Here is a 20,136-nt window from a genome sequence, read left to right as displayed (position 1 = left end):
CATCGGCGGGGCATGATCCTCTCCAGGCGGCCCGCGCTGTGCGGGCCTGGCAGGACGTGAGAGGCACTGAGCATGGCAACGGGAACCGTGAAGTGGTTCAACTCAGAAAAGGGCTTCGGCTTCATCCAGCAGGACGGCGGAGGCCCCGACGTCTTCGCCCACTACTCCAACATCAACGCCTCCGGCTTCCGCGAGCTCCAGGAAGGCCAGGCCGTCACCTTCGACATCACCCAGGGCCAGAAGGGCCCGCAGGCGGAGAACATCACCCCCGCCTGACCCACAGGCAGCACGGTCACCCCGGTACTTCACCTGGCGGTCCTCGGACACGCGTGCCCGCCCCGCCGCGCACGGAATCGGCCGCTCACAGCGGCCCTGACGGGCCGCCTACGACGCGGACGCCTGGCAGCGCGGGCGGGCACAGCAAATCGTTGCCTCCCCGATCCGGTCGGAACCGTGACCTGATCCGGATGGGCGTGGGTCCCTGCATCCGCTGAGCATCTGTGCCATGGTGCCAGTGTGCCGCAACAGGGCCCCGGCGCACTGCTCCGCTGCCGGGGCCCACCACACCCCCCTGGGGACAGCAACTGTGCGCTACCGCTCCCTAAGGAAGCTTGCGGAGAGAAGCGGTTTCGGGGCCCGGGCGCTGTGATGCCCGCCCGTACCCGGGAAGACGGAAAGGCATGGAGCCGCCCGAGCCCGTGCTGCTGGAGATCACGTCCTCGACCTGCCCGCGCTGCCACGCCGACGTCGACGGCATCAACGGCCGGTACGCCTGCGCCCTGTGCAACTGGGTCAACCACTGGTCACAAGGCCACACCCACCTCCCCATCGCCGACGGCAGCCTTCCCGGCGCCCCGCCCGCCCCGGACTGACGGCGAGCCGACCCTGGCCCGCGCGGCAATCCGGTCCGGGGGCCGGCCCCCGCTCCCGCATTTCCGGCGCGGCAGGTCTCGACAGACCCACTCCCGTGCAGGACTCTGCGCTCAGAGCCATGGGGACCGGCCGGGGAGCAGCCGGTTGGGCGCGCTGCCGGGGGGAGCGCGCACATGGCGGCAGGGCCCGCACCGTCGGATCCCCGCTGGTACGCGGGCCCTGCACTCCGGTCGTCGCGAGAGTCAGAGTGTGAAGACCGCGGTGACGACCTTCTCCGCGCCTGGCCGGGGTGCGCCGCTGAAGTGGCAGGGGCACGGAAAGGAGGAGGGCGGGCAGCCGCGGTGAACATCCCGCGCAGAACCCGCCCCGGCCGTGGCCCGCCCCGAAAGGGCCCGCGTAGCCTCGAAAGGGCCTGGCAGGGGTAGTGGGCCGCCAGCACGGTGACGACCGTGTGCCCGGATCCCGCCCGGCCTGGGAGCACTTGTGCCCGACCACCACAGCCGGCCCGGCCCGCTCGCCGGCCAGTACACCCGCGGCGGCTGGCACATCGTCGTCGCCCGAGGCGACCTCGACCTCGCTTCCCTGCCGCCGCTGCGCGAAGCCCTGGAAACCGCCGCCGCAACCGGTGCACCCATCGTCGTCGACCTGGATGCGGTGACCTACGCCGACTCCATGACACTCAACCTGCTCCTGCAAATTCACCGCGCCACCACGCTGCGCCTGGCCGCCCCCGGCCGACAGGTATGCCGTCTGTTCGGCATCACCGGCGCCGACCAGGTCCTGCTCCTGTACCCCACGCTCGCCGACGCCCTGCCCGCTGCGGCCTGACCCTTACGCCGCGCGCCGCCCGGCAAAAGCCTTGTCGTGGTGTTGGTGGTCCTCGCGGGCAGTCTCCAGCAGCAGCCGCCAGGAGGACACGGCCGGGCGGCGGCGCAGCAGGGCGCGGCGCTCGCGTTCGGTCATGCCGCCCCAGATCCCGTACTCGATCCGCTGGTCCAGGGCGTGCGCCAGGCACTCGGTGCGCACCGGGCAGGCGGTACACACTTGGGTGCCCGCGTTCTGCGCGGCGCCCTCGGCGAACAACGCGTCCGCGTCGACGGTCCGGCACTTCGCCCGCGCCGCCCAGTTCTCCTGCTTCTGCACTGTCGTCAGCTCCCCCGCCTGTCACTGCAGCATCTTGTGTACCAAACGAACCTGCGTGACCGTACGTTCCCCGCCTTGGCGGGCGGCACCCCCGGAACACGAGGTACACCCTTTCGAGTGACCCGCTGGCCGGAGCTGCTCGGCTACGCGTACGCGGTCCCCTGCCGCCCTCACCGGTGCGCCCCTTCCGAGCCACCCCAAATTGGCCGTCCCCGCACACAGCAGAGCCCGGCGAGGGGGTGGTGGGTCCCGCCGGGCTCTGCGGTGCGTGGTGCGCGCCCCGACCGACGGGACACGTGCGGGACGGCCGCCCCAAACGACCGTCCCTCCACGCACACTTGGTGCGGATCATCCTGCACCGCAGGGGGCCCCGCACACCACCCCGCCCCGCCACGCCGGTCTGTGCAACCAGCGTCAGTACGTACCCCGTCGCAAGTTCTGCGCTCCTCACCCGTGCGGCGGATCGACAGGTTCCCCCCGGACCCGCAGACTCCTGGCAGGCCATGAGGGGCTGCCCTGCGCATGGCAGCCCCACGCGCGGCAGGACGCACATGGCAGCAGGACCCGCACCCTCGGCCGACCACCTCACCCGGGGGTGCGGGCCCGCACTCACCGGATGCTCCGCGCGCAGCCCGTCTGCGCGGGTCGCGCGCCGGAAAAGAGGGGGTCGACACGACCCGGCCGCAGCGGGACGCTGCGCAGAGAGCCATGGGGGCCGACCGGTCCGCCGGCTCCGCGCGCACCGGTGCGCGTACATGGCAGCAGGGTCCGCCCCCTTCCGGTCCCCCCCCGGAGGGCGCGGGCCCTGCCCCTGCCGCACGTACGGGGGGGCTGCTGCACGGGCAGCAACAGCAGCCATGGCCTCTGAACACCTCAGAACGACCCATGCCCCGGGCGGATCAGCCGCTGGGTTTCCGCGACCGGCGCCCCTGCGGGAAGCGGTGAGCAGAGCGGGGTCATCGGGAATTTGCGGTCGGTGGGGTCGGGCCGGTGCAGGCTTCGCAGGACTCGGCTGCGGGGTCGATGTCGATCATGTGCCGGGCCTGGGCTACGGGCATGACAGCACCCTTCTCGCCGGTGAGCGTCCAGCAGTCCGTCACGGCGTGAAACCGCACCCGCAGGTGCTGGGTCGTGGTCGGCTTGGTGCGTTCGGCGAGCCACCCGGGCTCGCCCCCCTTCGTCCTGGGGACGTTGGTGACCGCCGGCTCGGGCGCCGGGGGTGCTGTGGGTGCCGCAGGGGCTGGGGGTGGTGTGGGGTGCGGTGCGCGCAGGACCGGGACGCCCTCGTAGGAGATGCCCGGCACCTTGCCGACCCGGGCGGCGGGGACGTCGATCTCGATCAGGTCCTCGGTCAGGTCTTCGCCGGTGCTGGCGGCCCGGCTCGCCCAGGCGCGCAGGGCCACCGTGCACACCCAGGTGCCGCGGGCGGTCTGCCACTGGCGGACCAGGAGCGCCCGCACTTCGCCGTCCGGCAGCGCGACACGCACCGGAGGCAGCACCCGGGTGGGGGGTGCTGTGCGGGGGTGTGCCGGTCTGCCTGCCATGCCCCCATATTCGTTCACATGTTCTATTGAGGCAAAGGGGGGCGGGTCACGGTTCGGGCGGCCGGTCCCTTGGGTCCCTCGAACGGGTCCCTCGGATCCGCTGCGCGTCCTTAGCAACTGCACCACGAGGTGTGAGCCGTGCTGTCCCGGATCGAGAAGTGAGCACCACCATGAGCGCGTCCCCTGCCATCGCCGCAGTGCCCGGTACGAGCGGAAGAGCCTGGGCCCTGGCATCGGTGTCGGCCCTGGTCGGAGGAGTCCTTCTCGGCATCCTGACGAATCTGGGCCAGGGCTGGCTTCCGAACCCGTGGGACCAGATTGCCAATTCCGGTGCGGTCTGGTCCGTCTCCGCGTTCGTCGCGGGCGCGCTGCTGGCCCGCAAGGTCGGCCTGCCAGCCGCCGTCGTTGCGGGCCAGCTCGCCGAGTTGGGTCTCGTCGTCGGCTATTACGCCTACGCGGAGTTCGCGCGCGACGGCATGGGCTCGCTGTTCGCGCCTCTGATCTGGGTCGGTATGGCGTTCATCGCCGGCCCTCTGTTCGGGGTGGCGGCCGTGTGGTGGCGGGGGGAGAGCCCGCGCCGCCGTGTCATCGGCCTTGCCGCCCTGGCCGGGGTGTTCGGCATGGAAGGTCTCCACTATGCCTGGGTTCTGCAGTACGCCCCCCAGGCATGGGCCTGCCTCGCCGTCTGTAGGTTCCGCGATTTCGTGAGCATCAGCCGTCCGGCTACCTGGGGCGTTGACCGTGGTGAGCATTCTGATGCGTGGGGCTCATCGCGCGATCATGGGCACTCGCTTCGGCGGTCGATGCCTTGGTGGTGGCTGTACGTAACGGGCACGCCATGTGCGGGCAGGGTCGTGAGCGTGGTGGGGAGGGAGATGGGGTTACTCCTTTGAGGGCTGGCTCCGCGAGCATGCGGGCGTCGGAGAGCTGAGATTCGCGGCTGGAGGTGAGCTTCAAGTGTCGCGACGATCGCCGGTTTGGGAAACCGGTGATCATCGGCTATGTTGCGCGCCGCGGCGCTACCGATCGATTCCGATCACACGGACCTGTTCGGCGCGAGGCGCTGATGAGATGGTCGGCCGCGGCCGACGCACCATGTGGTTGCGAAGCCTCGCGCCAGCCTCCGTACGTAGTAACCAAACGGGCGCACGAGTTGTACCTTCACGCGGCCAGCGCGGACCAGAGGTAGGGGTCGCTGGACCGGTCGGTCTTGGTCGATGGATGCCCTGGCGGTACACCCTTCACCAGGGTCTCCCTCATGACCTGACATCGCGGTTGGCTGTGGATTCAGGAGCCATCCCGCCGCGCCGCCCGAGCAGACGGTGAGCGCAACCGGTCTCCCAACGGAACGAGTTGGTCCTTGCGGGAGAGCAGGGCGCATTGATGGCTCTCAGTCCGTCTACGCACGAATTCCGGAGAGGCTAGAAATGACTTCTGACGAGGTTCGCGAGTCGAGGCCCGCGCGGGGGAGCCGGGTTGGTCCACAGCGACGTCAGGTCCTGTTGATGGGTGGTGCTGCCGTCGCGGCCGGCTCGCTCGCCGCCGCCGGCAGCACGACGGCTTACGCGCAGGCGGCTCGGGGAGGACCGAAGTGGGACAAGACCTTTCCCCGCAGCCGCAAGGTCGACCACAAGAAGGTGTCCTTCCGTAACCGGCTCGGCATCGAGCTGGTGGCCGACCTCTACAGCCCCAAGCGGCTGCGCGGCCGTGCGCCGGCGCTGATCGTGGGCCATCCGTTCGGCGGGGTGAAGGAACAGACCTCGGGCCTGTACGCGCAGACCATGGCCGAGCGCGGCTTCGTGACGCTGGCGTTCGACGCCTCCTACAACGGCGAGAGCGGCGGGCGGCCCCGGCACGTCGCCTCGCTGGAGACGTTCGTCGAGGACTTCAGCGCCGCCGTGGACTACCTCGGCACCCGTCGGTACGTGACCCGGGACCGGATCGGGGTCATCGGGGTGTGCGCCAGCGGCGGCTTCTCCCTCAGCGCCGCGCAGATCGACCCGCGACTGAAGGCGGTGGCGACGGTGAGCATGTACGACATGGGCCGCGCCTACCGCGACGGCCAGGGCTACGCCCCCATCCCCGGCGAGAAGAACACGGTCGCGGAGCGCAAGCGGGCTCTGGCCGAGGCTGCCGAGCAGCGGTGGGCTGAGTTCGACGGCGGGAAGGTGCGCTATGGCGGCGGGAGCGCGGTGCCGTTGAAGCCGTCCCAGCAGGCCGCGGCGGACGAGTTCGCCGAGTATTACGCGACACCGCGCGGCCAGCACCCACGCTCGCACCCCCTGACCCTGACCAGCCTCGGCGCGATCGCGAACTTCATGCCGCTCGCCCAGATCGAGCTGACCGCCCCGCGCCCGCTGCTGTTCATCGCGGGCGAGAAGGCGCACTCCCGCTACTACAGCGAGGACGCCTACGCGAAGGCCCCCGAGCCCAGGGAGCTCCATATCGTTCCCGGTGCCGGGCATGTCGACCTCTACGACAAGGTCGACCTGATCCCGTGGGGCAAGCTGACCGGCTTCTTCGACAAGCACCTCTGAGCCCGGCAGGCCCGAGCGGGCCGTTCTGCGCGGAGGGGGTGACCCGCAGCGTGCTGCCGGTCACCCCCCCTCGAATGGCGCACGGAGAAGGGGCACCGAACCCGACGAGGTTCGGTGCCCCTTCTCGTCGACCGCAGGTCACCCGCTGGCTGACCGTTCGGTGGCCTTTGTGGCGGCCCAGGTGGCGAGCAGGCGCAGCCCCTCTTCGGAGGAGGAGCCGGGTTCGGCGGTGTAGATGGTGAGGGTGAGGCCGGTGGCGGCGGCCATGTCCAGGCCCTCGAAGGCGAGGAAGAGGTCGCCGACAGCCGTGTGGTGGAAGTGCTTGGTGCCGGTGCTGTGGTGGCGGACGTTGTGCGCACCCCACCGGGTGCGGAATTCGTCGCTGCGGGTGGACAGCTCCCCGACGAGGTCGTGGAGGTCCTTGTCGTGGGGGTTGCGGCCGGCCTCCGTGCGCACGATGGCGACGGTGATGTCGGCGAAGGAGTCCCAGTTGGGGTAGAAGCGGCGGGCGGCGGGGTCGAGGAAGGTGAAGCGGGCCAGGTTCTGCTGGTTGCCCGGTGTCGTGTAGAGGTCGGTGTAGAAGGCGCGGAAGAGGTCGTTGGCGGCGAGGACGTCCATCCGGCCGTTGCGGACGAAAGCCGGTCCGGCGGTGATCGCGTCCAGCGTCCACTGCAGGCTGCGATGGGGTGTCCACTGCCGGGTCGCGGTACGCCGGCGGGGGCGGGTGAGGGCGTCGGAGCCGTCGGCAGCGTGGGCAAGGTTCACCAGGTGCGCGCGCTCGGCGTCATCGAGCCGCAGCGCGCGGGCGAGGGCTTCGAGGACGCCCGGGGACACTCCGGAGAGGTCGCCGCGCTCCAGCTTCGAGTAGTACTCCACGCTCATGTCCGCCAGCGCCGCGACCTCGCTGCGGCGCAGGCCCGGCACCCGGCGGCGGGATCCGGAGGGCAGTCCGGCCTGGTCGGGGGTGATCTTGGCACGCCGCGAGGTGAGGAACTCGCGGACCTCCTCACGGTTGTCCATGCCTTCGACGGTACGTCCCGCACGCGGCCGAAGGGATGCACTGCCAGTACACCCCTTGTCAGTGACTCGCTCCACGTCCGAGGAGGGCGTTACCTGGAAGGCGTGGTGCTTCCCGTCCCGCCCGCCAGGCGGAATCCGGGCAGCTCCGCACCCGGCCGGGCGGTCCGCCGTCCGTGTTCCGGGGCCCGCACCCTGTACCCGGTAACGCAAAGGAACCCCTCTCATGCGCGGCGCAGTGATTCACGCCCCTGGCGACATCCGTTTCGAGAACCTTGAAGACCCGAAGATCCTCAAGCCGACCGACGCGATCATCCGCACGGCGGTGACCTGCGTGTGCGGGTCGGATCTGTGGCCCTATCGCGGTGCGGAGCCGACCGACGCGGCGCACCCGATGGGCCACGAGTACGTCGGCTTCGTGGAGGAGGTCGGCTCCGAGGTGACCGCGGTCAAGCCCGGCCAGCTGGTCGTCGGCTCGTTCGCGACCTCCGACAACACCTGCGTGAACTGCCGCAACGGGTTCCAGTCGAGCTGTCTGAACCGCGAGTTCATGTCCACCTGCCAGGCCGACTACGTCCGCATCCCCAACGCCCAGGGCACCCTGGTCGCCGTCGACGGCGTGCCGGACGAGAAGCTCTGGCCGGGGCTGCTGGCCGTCTCCGACGTGATGGGCACCGGCTGGTGGGCGGCGGAGGCCGCAGAGGTCAGGCCCGGCTCGACCGCCGTGGTCGTCGGTGACGGCGCGGTCGGCCTGTGCGCGGTCATTGCCGCCAAGGAGATGGGCGCGGAGCGGATCATCGCCATGTCCCGCCACGAGAGCAGGCAGAAGCTCGCCCGCGAGTTCGGCGCCACCGACATCGTCACCGAGCGCGGCGAAGACGGCGTGGCCCGGATCAAGGAGCTGACCGGCGGGATCGGCGCCGACAGCGTCCTGGAGTGCGTCGGCACCGCGCAGTCCATGAGCCAGGTCCTGCACTCCGCCCGCCCCGGCGGCAACGTCGGCTTCGTCGGCGTCCCCCACGAGGTCGCCATCGACGGCCAGGAGCTGTTCTTCTCCCACGTCGGCCTGCGCGGCGGCCCCGCCCCCGTCCGCCGCTACCTCCCCGACCTCATCGACCGCGTCCTCACCGGTGCGATCGACCCGGGCAAGGTCTTCGACCTCACCCTCCCCCTGGACCAGGTCGCCGAGGGCTACAAGGCCATGGACGAGCGCCGCGCCATCAAGACCCTCCTCACCCCCTGACGCCGCCCCGCCACGCCCCCCGTACGAGGAGAAACTCCGTGCAGATCACCCGCAGCTCGATCGACACCGCCAAGGGTCCGCAGGAGTGGTTCACCGGCGACGTCTACATCGACGCCGTCGCCGCCGCGCCCACCCCCTCCCGGGTCACCGCCAACCTGGTGCACTTCATGCCCGGTGCCCGGACCCACTGGCACCGCCACCCGCTCGGGCAGACCGTCTTCGTCACCGAAGGGATCGGCCTGTGCCAGCGCCGTGGCGGTCCGGTGGAGGTCATCCGGCCCGGTGACCGTGTCCTGTTCGAGGCCGACGAGGAGCACTGGCACGGTGCCGCGCCGAACCGGCTGATGGTCCACCTGGCCATCAACGAGGGCGACGACACCCACGACGTCGAGCACTGGCTGAACCCCGTCACCGACACGGAATACCACGCCGCCTCCGACGTCGGCTGAACCCGGCCGGCACCGTCCCGCCACCCGGTAACCGCCCCGCCCACATCTTCAAGGAGAACCACCGTGACCACCTTCGCTCTCGTCGGCGCCGGCCCCGGCCTGGGCCTGGCCGCCGCCCGCCGCTTCGGCAAGGCGGGCCACACCGTCGCCCTCCTCTCACGCAGCATCCAGCACCAGGACAACCTGGTGCACGAGCTGGCCCAGGAGGGCATCCAGGCCCGCGGCTTCACCGCCGACGTCCTCGACCCCGCCTCCCTCACCACAGCCCTGCACGAAGCCGCCGACACCCTGGGGCCCGTCGAGGTCCTCCAGTTCAGCCCGGTGCCCCGCAGCGACTTCATGAAGCCGGTCCTGGACACCACCGCCGCCGACCTGGACGACCCGCTGGCCTTCTCGGTTAAGGGCCCGCTCACCTGCGTGAACGCAGTTCTGCCCGGGATGAGGGAGCTGGGACGGGGCAGCCTGCTGTTCGTCAACGGCGGCAGCGCGGTGCGCCCGAAGGCCAGCGTGGCCGGCACCTCGATCGCGTTCGCCGCCGAGAGCGCCTACGGGCAGATGCTCCACACCGCGCTCGCGCCGGAGAACATCCACGCAGCCCAGCTCATCGTGCCCGGGGCCATCAGCCCCGACTCGGCGACCTCCAGCCCCGAGAAGCTGGCCGAGCTGCTGTACGGCCTGCACACCGGCCGCACGGGTTTCCGGCACTACGCCGAGCCCATGCCCGACCCGCAGGACGGCACCCCATGACCACCTCCACCCTCCGCCGGGCCCTGACCGCCACGGCCGCCGCCGGCGTGCTGCTGCTGGCCGCGACCGCCTGCTCCGACGACTCCTCCGCCGAGCAGACCCCCTCCACCACTTCCGCTGCGTCGTCCGCCTCGGCGAGCCCGACCGGATCAGACAGGAGCACCCCGATGGACACCCGCGTCACCATCGACGGACAGGAGGTCGAGGCGACCCTGAACGACAGCCCCGCCGCCCGCGACCTGGCCACCCTGCTCCCGCTCACCCTGGACCTCAAGGACTTCCACGGAACCGAGCGGATCGCCGACCCGCCCAGGAAGCTGACCACCGACAACGCGCCCGAACCGCAGGCGCCGAAGACCGGCGACCTCGCCTACTACGCCCCCTGGGGCAACCTCGCCCTCTTCTACCAGGACGGCCCCTCCGCCTCCTCCGACCTCCTGGTCCTCGGCCACATCGACGCCGACGCCGACCAGCTCGCCGGGGCCCAGCGGATCACCATCGAGGCCGCCTCCTGACCTCCCCCAGCACCACCCCTCCTCGTACGGGAAGAAGCTTTCGCATGCCCCCCGCCACCGGGCCTGTCCCCGGCAAACTGCCCTTCGTCGTCTGGGTGCTCGCCGCCGGCACGTTCCTGATGGGCACCACCGAGTTCGTCATCGCCGGACTGCTGCCCGAGATGGCCGCCGACCTGAACGTCAGCGTGTCCCACGCCGGCCTGCTGATCACCGCGTTCGCCGTCGGGATGATCATCGGCGGGCCCACCATGGCCATGGCCACCCTGCGCCTGCCCCAGCGCCACACCCTCATCGGCGCCCTCGCCGTCTTCGCCCTCGGCCACGCGGTTGCCGCACTCAGCACCTCCTTCACCGTCGTACTCACCGCCCGGGTCGTGACCGCCCTGGCCACCGGAGCGTTCTGGGCCGTCGGCTTCGTCATCGCCACCACCGCAGCAGGCCCGGCCCGGTCCACCCGGGCGGTCGGCGCCATGATGGGCGGCCTCACCCTGGCCAACGTGATCGGCGTGCCGGTCGGCTCGTTCGTCGGCCACTACACCGGCTGGCGCGGCCCGTTCTGGGCACTCGCCGTCCTCGCCGCGCTGGCCGCCGCGTTCGTCGGCCGGTTCATCCCCCGAACCGGGCAGCGCGCCGAAGTCTCCGTACGGGCCGAGGTCCGCGCCCTGGGGCAGGGGCGGCTGTGGCTCGCACTCGGCGCCGCAGTGCTGATCATGGGCGGAGTCCTGGCGACGTACACCTACATCACCCCGCTGCTGACCGACCGGGCGGGCATCCCCGCCGGCGCCGTACCACTGGTACTGATCGCCTTCGGGATCGGGGCACTGGGCGGCACCGCGATCGGCGGACGGCTCGGCGACCACCGCCCGATGATCACCACGATCACCGCGTCGGCAGCCACCTCCCTCATCCTGCTGGCCCTGATCCCCGCCTCGAACAGCCCGGTGGCCGCCGTGGTCCTGGTCTTCGGCATGGCCCTGGCCGGGTTCACCGTCAACCCGGTCGTCACCTCCCTCGCCGTCCGCTTCGCCGGCGACGCCCCCACCCTGACCTCGGCACTGACCACCTCCGGCTACAACACCGGCATCGCCGCCGGATCCCTCGTCGCCGGGCGGGCCCTGGACTCCTCCCTCGGCCTGACCGGCCCAGCCCTGGTCGGCGCGGTCTTCGCCGCGCTCACCCTGCTCCCGCTCATCGCCCTCGCACTGCGCGGCACCACCGGCCCCTCCCGGGTTGTCGCCCACCACACCACCGACGCCGCCGCCGAACCGGAGACGGCCACCACCGCTACCACCGCACGCTGAACTCGACGCCCGTACACACCTGTTGGGAGCCACCTTCATGAACCCCACCTATGACTTCACCGGTCAGGTCGCCTTCGTCACCGGCGCGTCCTCCGGCATGGGCCTGGCCACCGCCCGCGCCTTCGCCGAAGCCGGTGCGGCCGTCACCCTCGCCGACATCAACGAGGACGCCGTCAACGCCGCCACCCAGCAGCTCACCGACGACGGACACCAGGTCCTCGCGCTGGTCTGCGACGTCACCGACGAGGACCAGGTCGCCACCGCCGTCGACCGCACCGTCGAAGCCTTCGGCCGCCTCGACATGGCCTACAACAACGCCGGAATCATGCCCCCGCCCACCGACGCCGCCGACGAGAGCGCCGACCAGTTCGACCGCGTCCAGGACATCAACCTGCGCGGCATCTGGGCGAGCGTGAAGCACGAACTGCGCCACATGCGCACCCGGGGCACCGGCGCGATCGTCAACTGCTCCTCCCTCGGCGGCCTCGTCGGCAACCCCGGCCGCGCCGCCTACCACGCCTCCAAGCACGGCGTGATCGGCCTGACCAAGAGCGCCGCCCTCGAATACGGCTCCCGCGGCGTGCGGATCAACGCGGTGTGTCCCGGCACGATCAGCACCCCGATGGTCGACGCCATGGTCGAAGGCGGCGAACTCGACCGCGACCAGGCCGAAGGCGGCCAGGCCATCGACCGCCTCGGCACCGCCGACGAGATCGCCCAGGCCGTCCTGTGGCTGTGCAGCGACGGCGCCAGCTACGTCACCGGCATCGCCCTGCCCGTCGACGGCGGCTACACCGCCCAATAGCCGGGCACTGCTCGGGTCGGCACAGCGGAGCTGCCGGATACGGGCTCACACCTCGCCCTTGTCGTCCTCGTCCAATTCCGTTGCGGCCGGGGCGCGCAGGGGTCGCAGCACACCGGCGGCCGGGACGCTGGCGATGAAGCTGTAGCGACTGGGCAGGGTGCAGTGCTTGAGCGAGGGGAAGACGGGCCGTGTCCTCGCTGGAAGGCCGTGGCCCGCAGTCCGGAGCTGGGCGACAGCGGCGGCGACGTAATTCATCGTCCGGAGCACACCATCTCTTCCATCTGCGTAACCCGTCATTCCGGCGCGGGAGCGATGTCGGCACGGCGCGGTAATTGCTGGTCGAGCAGGTGGAAGAGGCGTTGTGCTTCGTCGAGGAGGGTCTTGCCTCGCGAGGTCGCGACGACGGGGCGCTTGCGGTGGTTGAAGATCTCGAATCCGGCGGCGGTCTCCAGCATCTTCAGACGGTGGTTGAGAGAGGTGCGGGGGATGCCGAGGGTGAGGGCGGCTGAGCGGCGAGTGCGGTGGCCGGGGACCAACAGGGCGGTGCGCAACCAGTCGGGCCCGCCTCGGCGGGTGCTGACGTACTGCATTTCGGCTGACAGAGGGATGCCTAGGCCCGCGAAAGGGCTTGGCTGCCAGGGTGCAGGTGCGCGGTGGCCCGGTGGATGGCGGGCTATGTCGTAGAGGTCCAGAAGCTGCGCGACGTTCGAACCGCAGGCGCCCAACTCACGGGCGATGTCGGCGACCGTCCGCCCGAGCTCGTGGTACTCGGTGCGCAGCCAGTCGGGATCAACAGTCCGCTTCAATTCGCCCGCCGCGCGGCGGGGCCGCCGTGCGATGCCCGCCTGTTTCAGCGCGGTCTTGACGACGGCGGAGGAGCAGCCGGCGAGTTCGGCGATCTGCAACTGTTGCAGGCCCTGACGCTCGTAGAGGTCGTGGAGCCGTTGAGGGACGAGAACTCCTTGTCGGGGCGGGCGGGGGTAGGTTCCTTTGTTGTGCGGGCGGGTGGCCGCGGTCAGGCGGCGGCTCTCCATCTGCAGCCGCAGTTGGTGGACCGTCAAGCCGAGTTGCCGGGCGACGTCACGCGCGGTGGACTCCGCGGTCAGCAGCGCACGGACGCGCTCGTCGGGCAGATCGAGGTGCGGTTGGGGCAGCTCGAGTGCGTCGAGCCAGTGCGCCGGCGGCTCCCAGACCACGGGCTCGTCGCCGAGATGGTGGGCGTTGAGATTCCGACGGGCCTGCTCGTGTAGGAAAGCAAAGATGCGGGGGTGTGTGCGGTAGGCGAAGCGATGTGTCCAGGCGGGCGCGTGGTTGCCGGTCTCCGGATCGGCTCCGAGCAGCAGGCGTCGCAGCTGCCAGCGCAGCCGCTGCAGGTGGACCTGCTGGTACTGCCGGTGGCCCAGCTCCTTGCACAGGAGCCAGTGGGCGCTTTCGTCGAGCAGCAGCTCCCGTGACGGGTCGCCGAACAGGGCCCTGCGGCGCTGGTAGTTGATCGGCACGTCGTGCGCGTCGAGGAGGCGCGCGTAGTGGACCAGGCTGGTGCACAGGTGGTCGGCGTCGACGAACGCCAGCAGCGCCTCCAGGCTGCTGCGGAACTGCGCGTTGCCCATGATGCGGGCGGCCGTGCGGTGTCCGGCCGGGCCGCCGGGAATGAGTAGCAGGCTCGCGCACGCCCGGCGCAGGCCCGCAATCCGGGCCTGGTGGGGGCTCTTGGGCGGTAGCAGCCGCAGTGTCCACGACGGCCAGAGCATGCCGGGTGTCTTGAATGCCCGCACGGTGATGTCGGCCTCGGTCAGGTGGGGCACGGCGGGCTCGGCGGTGGCGGTGCCGTAGCGCAGGCGGGCCTTGAGGGTGAGCTGCGGATCGGAGGCGGCCAGGATGCGGCGCAGGACCCGGGGACCCGCCGGCATCCAGTTGGCCAGGTTGCGGGTGGGATGCTCGCGCAGTTCGAAGATCTCCTGCTCGGACGACCGGCACATCCAGGCGAACACTGCTTCGCAGTGCGGGTGTTCGGGGTCGGTGGCAACAGCGGCCAGGGTGGTGCCGATCGCGACGTTGGCCGCGTCGTGAACCTCCCACGACTGGCCGTCCTGACCTGGGGAGTGCGGGGTGCGTCCGCATGCGTCGGCGATCTCCAGGGCGATAGCCGGGACCTGCTGGGGACTCGTGCGGATGGCACGCAGGGCTCGGCGGCCCAGATGCGACAGCTCGCCAGCCCGCTCCAGCGCTGCGGGGCTGCGGTGCTCGGCGATGATCGCCGCGTTCACCTCCTCCTGGGCCGCCAGAACCGCGCCGCCGTCGACCAGGCGCAGGGCAGGAGCCTCGGTGAGCGCATAGCCGCAGCGGGCCCCGCGTCCGGTGCGGTCGGTCAGAGCCCGACAGGCTTCCGGTCGGGGCAGCATGCGGTAGTTGCCGCCGCTGGCGACCGGCGGACGCTTTCCGCAGTCGGGGCAGTGCTCCAGGAGCAGCAGGCGGTGGCGCGTGCAGGCGAACGTGAAGCCCAGACGCCAGTGCAGCTGCCATCGTCCCCCGTCGTCGGCCAGGCAGGCGGGGCAGTAGCGCGAGGTGGTGCCGTAGACCCGCCAGTGGGCCGGAGCCGTCAGTCGCCGGTTCGTCGCGGCGATGCGCACCAGGGAGCCGTCGAAGCGCTCCAGGGTCATCTCCCGCAGCCGCTCGGTCTCGACGCCGGTACGGGCCTGGAGCAGGTCCGCCTCATCGGGGTCGAGGCGGCGCACCAGGCGGCGCAGGGAGGCGTGCGACAGGCCCAGGAAGTCGGCGAAGTCCACGGTGTGCGTGCGCAGTCGGTGCGCGTACCGCTCCAGCCAGCTGTCCAGAGCCTCTCCGGGATGCGGCGCGACCGCCAGGGGAATGCGCTCGGCGCTCCAAGTGGTCAGGCCGACCTCCGGTGCTCGGCGGGCCGGGTGCTCAGCAACCCGGCGGCGATGGCGGCCTGGAGCTCTTGGCGGGCTTGTTCGGCGGCGGCATCGTTCTTCACCGTATCCATCAGCTCCTCGTCCAGTCGTTCGGCGCCGGTGCGGATCGCGCGCAGGCAGCCACGGTTGATCAAGGCCATCAGGGAGGCGAAGTGACCGGTGGACCGGGCGAAGAGGTAGTCGGAGAGGTCCTCGGCGAGCATGCCGGGATAGGTCTCGGCCAGGACGAGCTTGTGCTCGATCGTCTTGAGCAGCAGCCGCCACTGGCGGCGGCCCTCCTCGTCGGCAACCTGGAACGGGGCCAGCGTCAGCGCGGTGGTGCGGCGGCCGAACTGGGCGAGCGGGCTGTCGCCCGGCGCGAAGCCCTCGTGGAGGATGCCGCGCTCTTGGACACCGACGCCGACGTAGATCAGGGTGAGGGGGAAGACGTTGGCGAGGTACTTCAGCTGATTGGCCATGCGTACGGAGTTGGACGTGCTGCCGGCCAGGAAGTGAATGTCGTCGATGACCATGGCGACGGTCTTCATCGCCAGCACGGCGTCCACGGCCCGCTCGGCCAGCGTGTCGGCGTCGCCCTTGATGGGCAGCCCGTAGAACCGGCAGATCGCCGCGTTCAGACCGCGGATCTGCGTGTTGCCGCTCAGCGCGATGTAGATCACCGGCACCCGCCGGTCTCCGGCCGGTGTGGTCGCCCCGCGCAGGCTCACCTGGCAGCGAAACAGGTCGCAGCCGTAGGCGCGGACCGCGGTGCTCTTACCCAGACCGGGGTGGGCGTCGATGAGGGCCGCCGGTTTGGTCTTGTTGCCGTCCTGGCGGTTCGCCTCCACGATCTCCCGCAGGTCGGCGTGCAGGGCCAGAAGCTGCGGGGTGTCGATGGGGCGTTCCTGGGACAGCCGCACCGCCATGCGGCGCTCGGTGCGATCGCGTGTCAGGCCCGCGCCCCAGCGCTCCAGCAGCTCGACCAGGGCGCGCTTGGTGTCCGGGAACCGGTCCCTCTGCCGGCTCAGTCGGCGGGCGTAGCCCAGGGCCTCCCGGCTCACCGGCATGCCCAGCGCCGCCGCGTGCTCCCAGTGCAGTACGTGCCAGGTGCGGGTCCGGGGATCCTGGAAGTACGCCCGCGTGATGTCCCCGGAGTCGATCGCGATCGGCCACTTACCCGCGTCTACACCGCGGTAGGGGCTGGGCTGGTTGCGGTAGCCGTTCAGCCCGTCGCCGTTGTAGCGCAGGCCGTCGATGTCCACGCCGTAGTGATGGATCGGGACGCGGAACTCCTGAAGGAAGTCCAGCGCGAGATGGGGGCGCAGCGGGATGCGTAGTGGGCCGGCGCGGGTGACACCGTGCTCGAACATCTCCAGCGGGCTCAGCTTCAGCCCCGGCACCTCCGGAATGCACAGCCCGCGGTGTCGGCGCCGGTGGTACACCGTGGTGATCCAGTCCCGGATGACCGCCTCGAGTTCGTCGAGGAAGAAGAACGCCTCCTCCTCGACCTTCTCGCCCCGGCTGTGCACATCCGAGCCCTTGTAGCCCGGCAGCGCGGCCAGCAGGCCCTCGTTCAGGGTGCGGAACCAGCGCTCGACCGGCTTGTCGGTCGGCGTCTTGGGGCGGGCGGGTTGCAGCGAGATCCGCAGCTTCGCGCAGACGCTGCGGATGTGGTTCGACAGGTAGACCTTGCCGTGGTCGTAGACGATCGTCTCCGTGGCGACCGTCGGTAGCAGCGGCTGCCCGTGCCGGTCCACCAGCTTCTGCGCGTCGACCACCACCGTGGACGGCACCCCGGCGTACGGCAGCGGCTCACCGGCGGGCCTCGCGCGGGCGCACCGTCTCGTACAACACCCCGGCCACGTCGACAGACTTCGTCGAGACCGGCGTCAGCCGCAGGCCCACGATGCACCGGCTGTAGAGGTCCATGGCGACTGTGAGTTCGCACCTCACCCACCGGCAGGTCAGCGGCTCCATCGCGAAGACGTCCAGGCTGTTGGTGTCCAGGACCACGTACTCGCCGGGTCGCGTAGCGCGCAGCCTGCCGTACGTGCCCTGCGGGGCATCCGCGATCGACCGCTTGCCCTTCGTGCTGCCCTCGAACGCGTTCGTGCCCTTCGACAGGTGCCGCAGAAGCTCGTAGCCCATGGTGCTGCCCGGCAGCGGCACCGTGCCCGCGCCGTGCTGGGCGGCGAGACGCTCCTCGATCTCGGTGAGGATCAGGCCGCGCACCGGACGGCTGGACTTGACGTGCGCCTTCAGTACGACCTCGGCCATCTCCACCCAGCGGTGATCCGCCCGCTCCACCACGCTGCGCGCGGGCCGGTCCGGCACGAGCCCGGCCGGGCCCGCCTTCCTGAACGCGGCGGTCCACCGGCGGACGGTGGTGACGCCGACGCCAAGTTCAGCGGCCTTGACCTTGTAGCGGTGCAACAGCGGAATGCCGGGCAGGAAGTCCGCCCGTGGCTCCCCGTCCTGCGCCAGAGATGCGTCGCCCAGCCGGTATCCGGTCAGGACCTCTTGGATGTGCTGCACCTTCACGGTCAGCTCGTCGTCCTCCTCCCCGGCAAGGCCGCTCAGCAGCGCGGCGGACGACGTCGTCTCGGGGGGAGCCTGCGCCAGGATCTCTGTCGACGGATCGCCGAGCAGAAGGGAAATGTCGATCTGCCGCAGCTTCGGCGGTCCGGCCACCGCCACCTGGCGCAGGAGCACGCGACGTCCCTCGATCTCCGCGACGGTGAACTGCTCACCGTCGAAGGCGATCGGCAGTCCCGGCCGCAGCGTCGTCGTCCACTGGCTCATCCGCGCCTCCGCAGAACGCATTCGCCCGACAGCGGCCCCGCTGCCAGGTCGGTGGTCAGCCGCCCCGACCACAGCAGGGCCATCAGCGCCGGCCGGACCTCCTCGGGCTGGCCGTCTCCTGCCAGCCGCCGCTCGGTGACCGCCAGTTCCTCGCCGTCGACCACCTCCCGCCACGCGCGTTCCACTGCGGCGTCGGGCACGACACCCCGGTGGCGGTAGGCGGCCAGGAACCGCACGTTCTCCACCAGGCTCGGCTCGGCACCCGACCAGACCTCGTACTCCCAACCGAGCCCTTCGAGAAGGCTTCCGGGCCAGGCCAACGCATCGGCCACTCGTGGATCCTCTAAGCGCGAAGCCGGCTTTACGTTGACCACGCGCACCGTCCCGGCATCCGTCACCAGGAGGAAGTCCGGAACGTGGCTGCGGACCTTGCCGTTGATGCGCGCCACCATGCGCAAGGGCTGGGCGTAGATCCCGACGACGGACGGATCGAAGTCGGCGAGCAGCAGACGGGCCAGCTCCAGCCGGCTCTCGTAGACGATGTGGCCGTCCATCGTCGCCGACGCGTAGTCGCCCGAGAAGTGCGCCATGCCGTGTACCGCACGGACCCGACGCCACGGGCTCGACTCGACGAAGTCCTCGAACCGCAGTCGTTGGAGCGGGACTTGGCGAGTCGTCCCGTCCAGGTGTCGAATCGACGCCGCAGGGGGTTCGCGCTCAGGGCGACTCCGTGTCGCGTGCTGTCCGGCCATACTGAGATGGTGCGAAGGGCGCACTCCACTCAAACCGGAAGATCGCTAACGGGTGACATCTGACAACTACTGAGCGCTACCGCTGTCCATGATCACGCGGAAATGTCCAATCCCTGTCCATGATCACGCGGAAGTGTCCACGGATTCGCGGAACCTACACCGTCGCGGTGCTCGTGCCGCTGCTCATGGGGCGCACCCACAAAGAACGCGGACTGACGCTCCTGGCCACCGTCCCCGTCTCCTTCCTGGCCTACCTCGTCATCGACAAGCTGATCCTGACGTCACTCCTCGGCGCATAGGCACATCGCCGGGGGAGTGAGAGGAACGCGGGTGCCCGAAGCCGTAGGTGGCTTCGGGCACCTTCGGTTTGGGGAGTGGGTGGTGGGTCAGCGGCGTGTGGCGTGGTCGTCGGCTCACAGGGTCCAGGCGGCGGGCCCCTCGCCTGGCTGTGTCACCTACTGCGGGGGCTGTCCCACTTCTTGTGGACTCGGCCACAACCGTGATCGCTCCGCCTGAGGTTGCCAGGAGACCATTCCGGATACGAGTCCCGGCCACGACGACGTCCTGCGCTTCGCTCACCGGGGACGGGGTCCCATGCCGCTCGCTATCGTGGAAGGGCCCTGCGTCCTTGCCCAGGGCGCCCGGTTGAGGGTGGGGGGTGGAGTGCGCAGGCACAACGAGGCTGCCGCGCTGTCCGCACAGCGGGCCGTGCACGCGCGGGCCTATGCGGAGCAGCGGCAGGTGGATGCCGAGCGCATGGCCAGCCAGATCCAGATCAAGGCCCTGGAGAGCCCGCGGGACCAAACGAGCTTTCCCCGCCTGGAATTCCTCGACCCCTACTTCCTGGCCGGCACACCGCCAACGACACTGCTGGATGCCCTGGCGGGGTGCGTGGCGGAGGTGCTGGACGTGCCCCGGTGCGATGCACAGCAGGCGCGCCCGGCCGACGGGGGGCTGCGATTGGTGGCCCACCGCGGCATGAGCGCACCGTTTCTGACGTACTTTGCGCTGGTGGCCGACCGGAACACCGCGTGCGGCCAGGCGGCCGAGAGCGGCTGTGCGGTGTGGGTGCATGACGTACGCACCAGCTCCCTGTTCACCGACGGCAGCCGGCAGGCCGTGCTGGATGCCCAGAGCCGTGCCGTGCTGTCGCTGCCCCTGGGGCAGCCGGGCGGGCCGGTCCTGGGCGTACTGTCCCTGCACCACCGTTCTCCCGGCCTCTTGGCCCATGTCGACACCGCGATCCTGGGCGCTCTCACGCGCGCGGCGGGCCGCGCCCTGCAATGGCACGCCAGCCGACCTCCTGTGGTGCAAAACCGACGGGCGTCCGCGCCGCTCCAGCAGAAGCCGCCGACCCGCACCCCCTCCGAGCTGCCGCCGCCGAGCGTGACTTCCGCAGTCACCGCGAAACGAGGCCCGACGTCGCCGCTGTAACCACTCGCCGGGCGGGCTCCAGCGGTGCCCGCGTCCGTCGAGGGCGTACTGCCAGACGGCTG

At 70.8% G+C, this 20,136-nt stretch carries 21 protein-coding genes; 13 read left to right on the top strand and 8 right to left on the bottom strand.

The annotated features are described in order from the left end of the window. Positions 1-72 precede the first annotated feature (72 nt). The 3 genes from ACFYVL_RS09585 to ACFYVL_RS09575 all read left to right on the top strand — a co-directional run bounded on the left by ACFYVL_RS09585 (position 73) and on the right by ACFYVL_RS09575 (position 1,701). On the top strand, positions 73-276 hold the full coding sequence (locus tag ACFYVL_RS09585) for a cold-shock protein (protein WP_389242508.1): 204 nt from the start codon (positions 73-75) through the stop codon (positions 274-276). Between the two features lie 404 nt (positions 277-680). Beyond that, the gene (locus ACFYVL_RS09580) at positions 681-872 is read left to right on the top strand and encodes a hypothetical protein (RefSeq protein ID WP_389242506.1); all 192 of its coding nucleotides are present in this window, start codon (positions 681-683) and stop codon (positions 870-872) included. Positions 873-1,356: 484 nt separating this feature from the next. Next, a complete protein-coding gene (locus ACFYVL_RS09575; RefSeq protein ID WP_389242504.1) occupies positions 1,357-1,701 on the top strand; it encodes an STAS domain-containing protein in 345 nt (114 codons plus the stop codon). A 3-nt stretch (positions 1,702-1,704) separates the two neighbouring features. On the opposite strand, the gene ACFYVL_RS09570 is transcribed toward ACFYVL_RS09575, so the two are convergent. Next, positions 1,705-2,016 (bottom strand): WhiB family transcriptional regulator, encoded by a 312-nt coding sequence (locus tag ACFYVL_RS09570; RefSeq protein WP_389242502.1) that lies wholly within the window; start codon positions 2,014-2,016, stop codon positions 1,705-1,707. 956 nt (positions 2,017-2,972) lie between these two features. After that, on the bottom strand, positions 2,973-3,560 hold the full coding sequence (locus tag ACFYVL_RS09565; protein ID WP_389242500.1) for a hypothetical protein: 588 nt from the start codon (positions 3,558-3,560) through the stop codon (positions 2,973-2,975). Positions 3,561-3,718: 158 nt separating this feature from the next. Between ACFYVL_RS09565 and ACFYVL_RS09560 the strand changes: the two genes are divergently transcribed. After that, the gene (locus tag ACFYVL_RS09560) at positions 3,719-4,453 is read left to right on the top strand and encodes a DUF6518 family protein (RefSeq protein ID WP_389242498.1); all 735 of its coding nucleotides are present in this window, start codon (positions 3,719-3,721) and stop codon (positions 4,451-4,453) included. A 612-nt stretch (positions 4,454-5,065) separates the two neighbouring features. Next, positions 5,066-6,097, top strand: a complete 1,032-nt coding sequence (locus ACFYVL_RS09555) for an alpha/beta hydrolase (RefSeq protein WP_389242496.1) — start codon at positions 5,066-5,068, stop codon at positions 6,095-6,097. A gap of 138 nt (positions 6,098-6,235) precedes the next feature. Here the strand turns inward: ACFYVL_RS09555 and ACFYVL_RS09550 are convergent, their stop codons facing one another. Then, the gene (locus ACFYVL_RS09550) at positions 6,236-7,117 is read right to left on the bottom strand and encodes a helix-turn-helix transcriptional regulator (RefSeq protein WP_389242494.1); all 882 of its coding nucleotides are present in this window, start codon (positions 7,115-7,117) and stop codon (positions 6,236-6,238) included. Between the two features lie 223 nt (positions 7,118-7,340). Between ACFYVL_RS09550 and ACFYVL_RS09545 the strand changes: the two genes are divergently transcribed. The 6 genes from ACFYVL_RS09545 (at position 7,341) to ACFYVL_RS09520 (ending at position 12,174) form a co-directional block, all read left to right on the top strand. After that, the gene (locus tag ACFYVL_RS09545) at positions 7,341-8,357 is read left to right on the top strand and encodes a zinc-dependent alcohol dehydrogenase family protein (protein ID WP_389242492.1); all 1,017 of its coding nucleotides are present in this window, start codon (positions 7,341-7,343) and stop codon (positions 8,355-8,357) included. 38 nt (positions 8,358-8,395) lie between these two features. Further along, positions 8,396-8,806: a cupin domain-containing protein gene (locus ACFYVL_RS09540; RefSeq protein WP_389242490.1), complete on the top strand. Its 411-nt coding sequence runs from the start codon at positions 8,396-8,398 to the stop codon at positions 8,804-8,806. Between the two features lie 63 nt (positions 8,807-8,869). Beyond that, positions 8,870-9,553: an SDR family NAD(P)-dependent oxidoreductase gene (locus tag ACFYVL_RS09535; protein ID WP_389242488.1), complete on the top strand. Its 684-nt coding sequence runs from the start codon at positions 8,870-8,872 to the stop codon at positions 9,551-9,553. Next, positions 9,550-10,068 (top strand): cyclophilin-like fold protein, encoded by a 519-nt coding sequence (locus tag ACFYVL_RS09530; protein WP_389242486.1) that lies wholly within the window; start codon positions 9,550-9,552, stop codon positions 10,066-10,068. Before ACFYVL_RS09535 ends, ACFYVL_RS09530 begins: the two co-directional genes overlap by 4 nt. 44 nt (positions 10,069-10,112) lie before the next feature. Next, the gene (locus tag ACFYVL_RS09525) at positions 10,113-11,369 is read left to right on the top strand and encodes an MFS transporter (RefSeq protein ID WP_389242484.1); all 1,257 of its coding nucleotides are present in this window, start codon (positions 10,113-10,115) and stop codon (positions 11,367-11,369) included. A 37-nt stretch (positions 11,370-11,406) separates the two neighbouring features. After that, positions 11,407-12,174, top strand: a complete 768-nt coding sequence (locus ACFYVL_RS09520; protein WP_389242482.1) for an SDR family NAD(P)-dependent oxidoreductase — start codon at positions 11,407-11,409, stop codon at positions 12,172-12,174. Between the two features lie 45 nt (positions 12,175-12,219). Here ACFYVL_RS09520 and ACFYVL_RS09515 read toward each other — a convergent pair whose 3' ends face one another. From ACFYVL_RS09515 to ACFYVL_RS09495, 5 genes are read right to left on the bottom strand one after another with little or no spacing between them, the layout of a single operon-like run. Further along, positions 12,220-12,429 (bottom strand): hypothetical protein, encoded by a 210-nt coding sequence (locus ACFYVL_RS09515; protein ID WP_389242480.1) that lies wholly within the window; start codon positions 12,427-12,429, stop codon positions 12,220-12,222. A 38-nt stretch (positions 12,430-12,467) separates the two neighbouring features. Then, the gene (locus ACFYVL_RS09510) at positions 12,468-15,038 is read right to left on the bottom strand and encodes a TniQ family protein (RefSeq protein ID WP_389242586.1); all 2,571 of its coding nucleotides are present in this window, start codon (positions 15,036-15,038) and stop codon (positions 12,468-12,470) included. A 26-nt stretch (positions 15,039-15,064) separates the two neighbouring features. Beyond that, positions 15,065-16,879, bottom strand: coding sequence for an AAA family ATPase (locus tag ACFYVL_RS09505; RefSeq protein ID WP_389242478.1), 1,815 nt, complete (start codon positions 16,877-16,879; stop codon positions 15,065-15,067). Positions 16,880-16,898: 19 nt separating this feature from the next. After that, complete coding sequence (locus tag ACFYVL_RS09500; RefSeq protein ID WP_389242476.1) at positions 16,899-17,888, bottom strand: helix-turn-helix domain-containing protein; 990 nt, start codon at positions 17,886-17,888, stop codon at positions 16,899-16,901. Beyond that, the gene (locus tag ACFYVL_RS09495; RefSeq protein ID WP_389242474.1) at positions 17,885-18,640 is read right to left on the bottom strand and encodes a TnsA-like heteromeric transposase endonuclease subunit; all 756 of its coding nucleotides are present in this window, start codon (positions 18,638-18,640) and stop codon (positions 17,885-17,887) included. The genes ACFYVL_RS09500 and ACFYVL_RS09495 overlap by 4 nt, the downstream gene beginning before the upstream one ends. Positions 18,641-18,759: 119 nt before the next feature. Between ACFYVL_RS09495 and ACFYVL_RS09490 the strand changes: the two genes are divergently transcribed. Together ACFYVL_RS09490 and ACFYVL_RS09485 are read left to right on the top strand one after the other, a co-directional pair. After that, positions 18,760-18,939 (top strand): hypothetical protein, encoded by a 180-nt coding sequence (locus ACFYVL_RS09490; protein ID WP_389242472.1) that lies wholly within the window; start codon positions 18,760-18,762, stop codon positions 18,937-18,939. Between the two features lie 364 nt (positions 18,940-19,303). Beyond that, complete coding sequence (locus ACFYVL_RS09485; RefSeq protein ID WP_389242470.1) at positions 19,304-20,074, top strand: GAF domain-containing protein; 771 nt, start codon at positions 19,304-19,306, stop codon at positions 20,072-20,074. The last annotated feature ends 62 nt before the right edge of the window (positions 20,075-20,136 follow it).

It is taken from the genome of Streptomyces sp. NPDC004111, from assembly GCF_042874215.1.
In the GTDB taxonomy this organism is placed as follows: domain Bacteria; phylum Actinomycetota; class Actinomycetes; order Streptomycetales; family Streptomycetaceae; genus Streptomyces.
The sequence above is the reverse complement of the archived record's forward strand: the minus strand, read 5'-3'. Positions and strand labels throughout refer to the sequence as shown.

Bases quoted from the DNA above. Each gene is read 5' to 3' on its own strand.
- ACFYVL_RS09585 (WP_389242508.1), top strand. From the start codon at position 73: ATGGCAACGGGAACCGTGAAGTGGTTCAACTCAGAAAAGGGCTTCGGC.
- ACFYVL_RS09580 (WP_389242506.1), top strand. From the start codon at position 681: ATGGAGCCGCCCGAGCCCGTGCTGCTGGAGATCACGTCCTCGACCTGC.
- ACFYVL_RS09565 (WP_389242500.1), bottom strand. From the start codon at position 3,560: ATGGCAGGCAGACCGGCACACCCCCGCACAGCACCCCCCACCCGGGTG.
- ACFYVL_RS09555 (WP_389242496.1), top strand. From the start codon at position 5,066: ATGGGTGGTGCTGCCGTCGCGGCCGGCTCGCTCGCCGCCGCCGGCAGC.
- ACFYVL_RS09550 (WP_389242494.1), bottom strand. From the start codon at position 7,117: ATGGACAACCGTGAGGAGGTCCGCGAGTTCCTCACCTCGCGGCGTGCC.
- ACFYVL_RS09545 (WP_389242492.1), top strand. From the start codon at position 7,341: ATGCGCGGCGCAGTGATTCACGCCCCTGGCGACATCCGTTTCGAGAAC.
- ACFYVL_RS09530 (WP_389242486.1), top strand. From the start codon at position 9,550: ATGACCACCTCCACCCTCCGCCGGGCCCTGACCGCCACGGCCGCCGCC.
- ACFYVL_RS09525 (WP_389242484.1), top strand. From the start codon at position 10,113: ATGCCCCCCGCCACCGGGCCTGTCCCCGGCAAACTGCCCTTCGTCGTC.
- ACFYVL_RS09520 (WP_389242482.1), top strand. From the start codon at position 11,407: ATGAACCCCACCTATGACTTCACCGGTCAGGTCGCCTTCGTCACCGGC.
- ACFYVL_RS09515 (WP_389242480.1), bottom strand. From the start codon at position 12,429: ATGAATTACGTCGCCGCCGCTGTCGCCCAGCTCCGGACTGCGGGCCAC.
- ACFYVL_RS09500 (WP_389242476.1), bottom strand. From the start codon at position 17,888: ATGAGCCAGTGGACGACGACGCTGCGGCCGGGACTGCCGATCGCCTTC.
- ACFYVL_RS09495 (WP_389242474.1), bottom strand. From the start codon at position 18,640: ATGGCCGGACAGCACGCGACACGGAGTCGCCCTGAGCGCGAACCCCCT.
- ACFYVL_RS09490 (WP_389242472.1), top strand. From the start codon at position 18,760: ATGATCACGCGGAAGTGTCCACGGATTCGCGGAACCTACACCGTCGCG.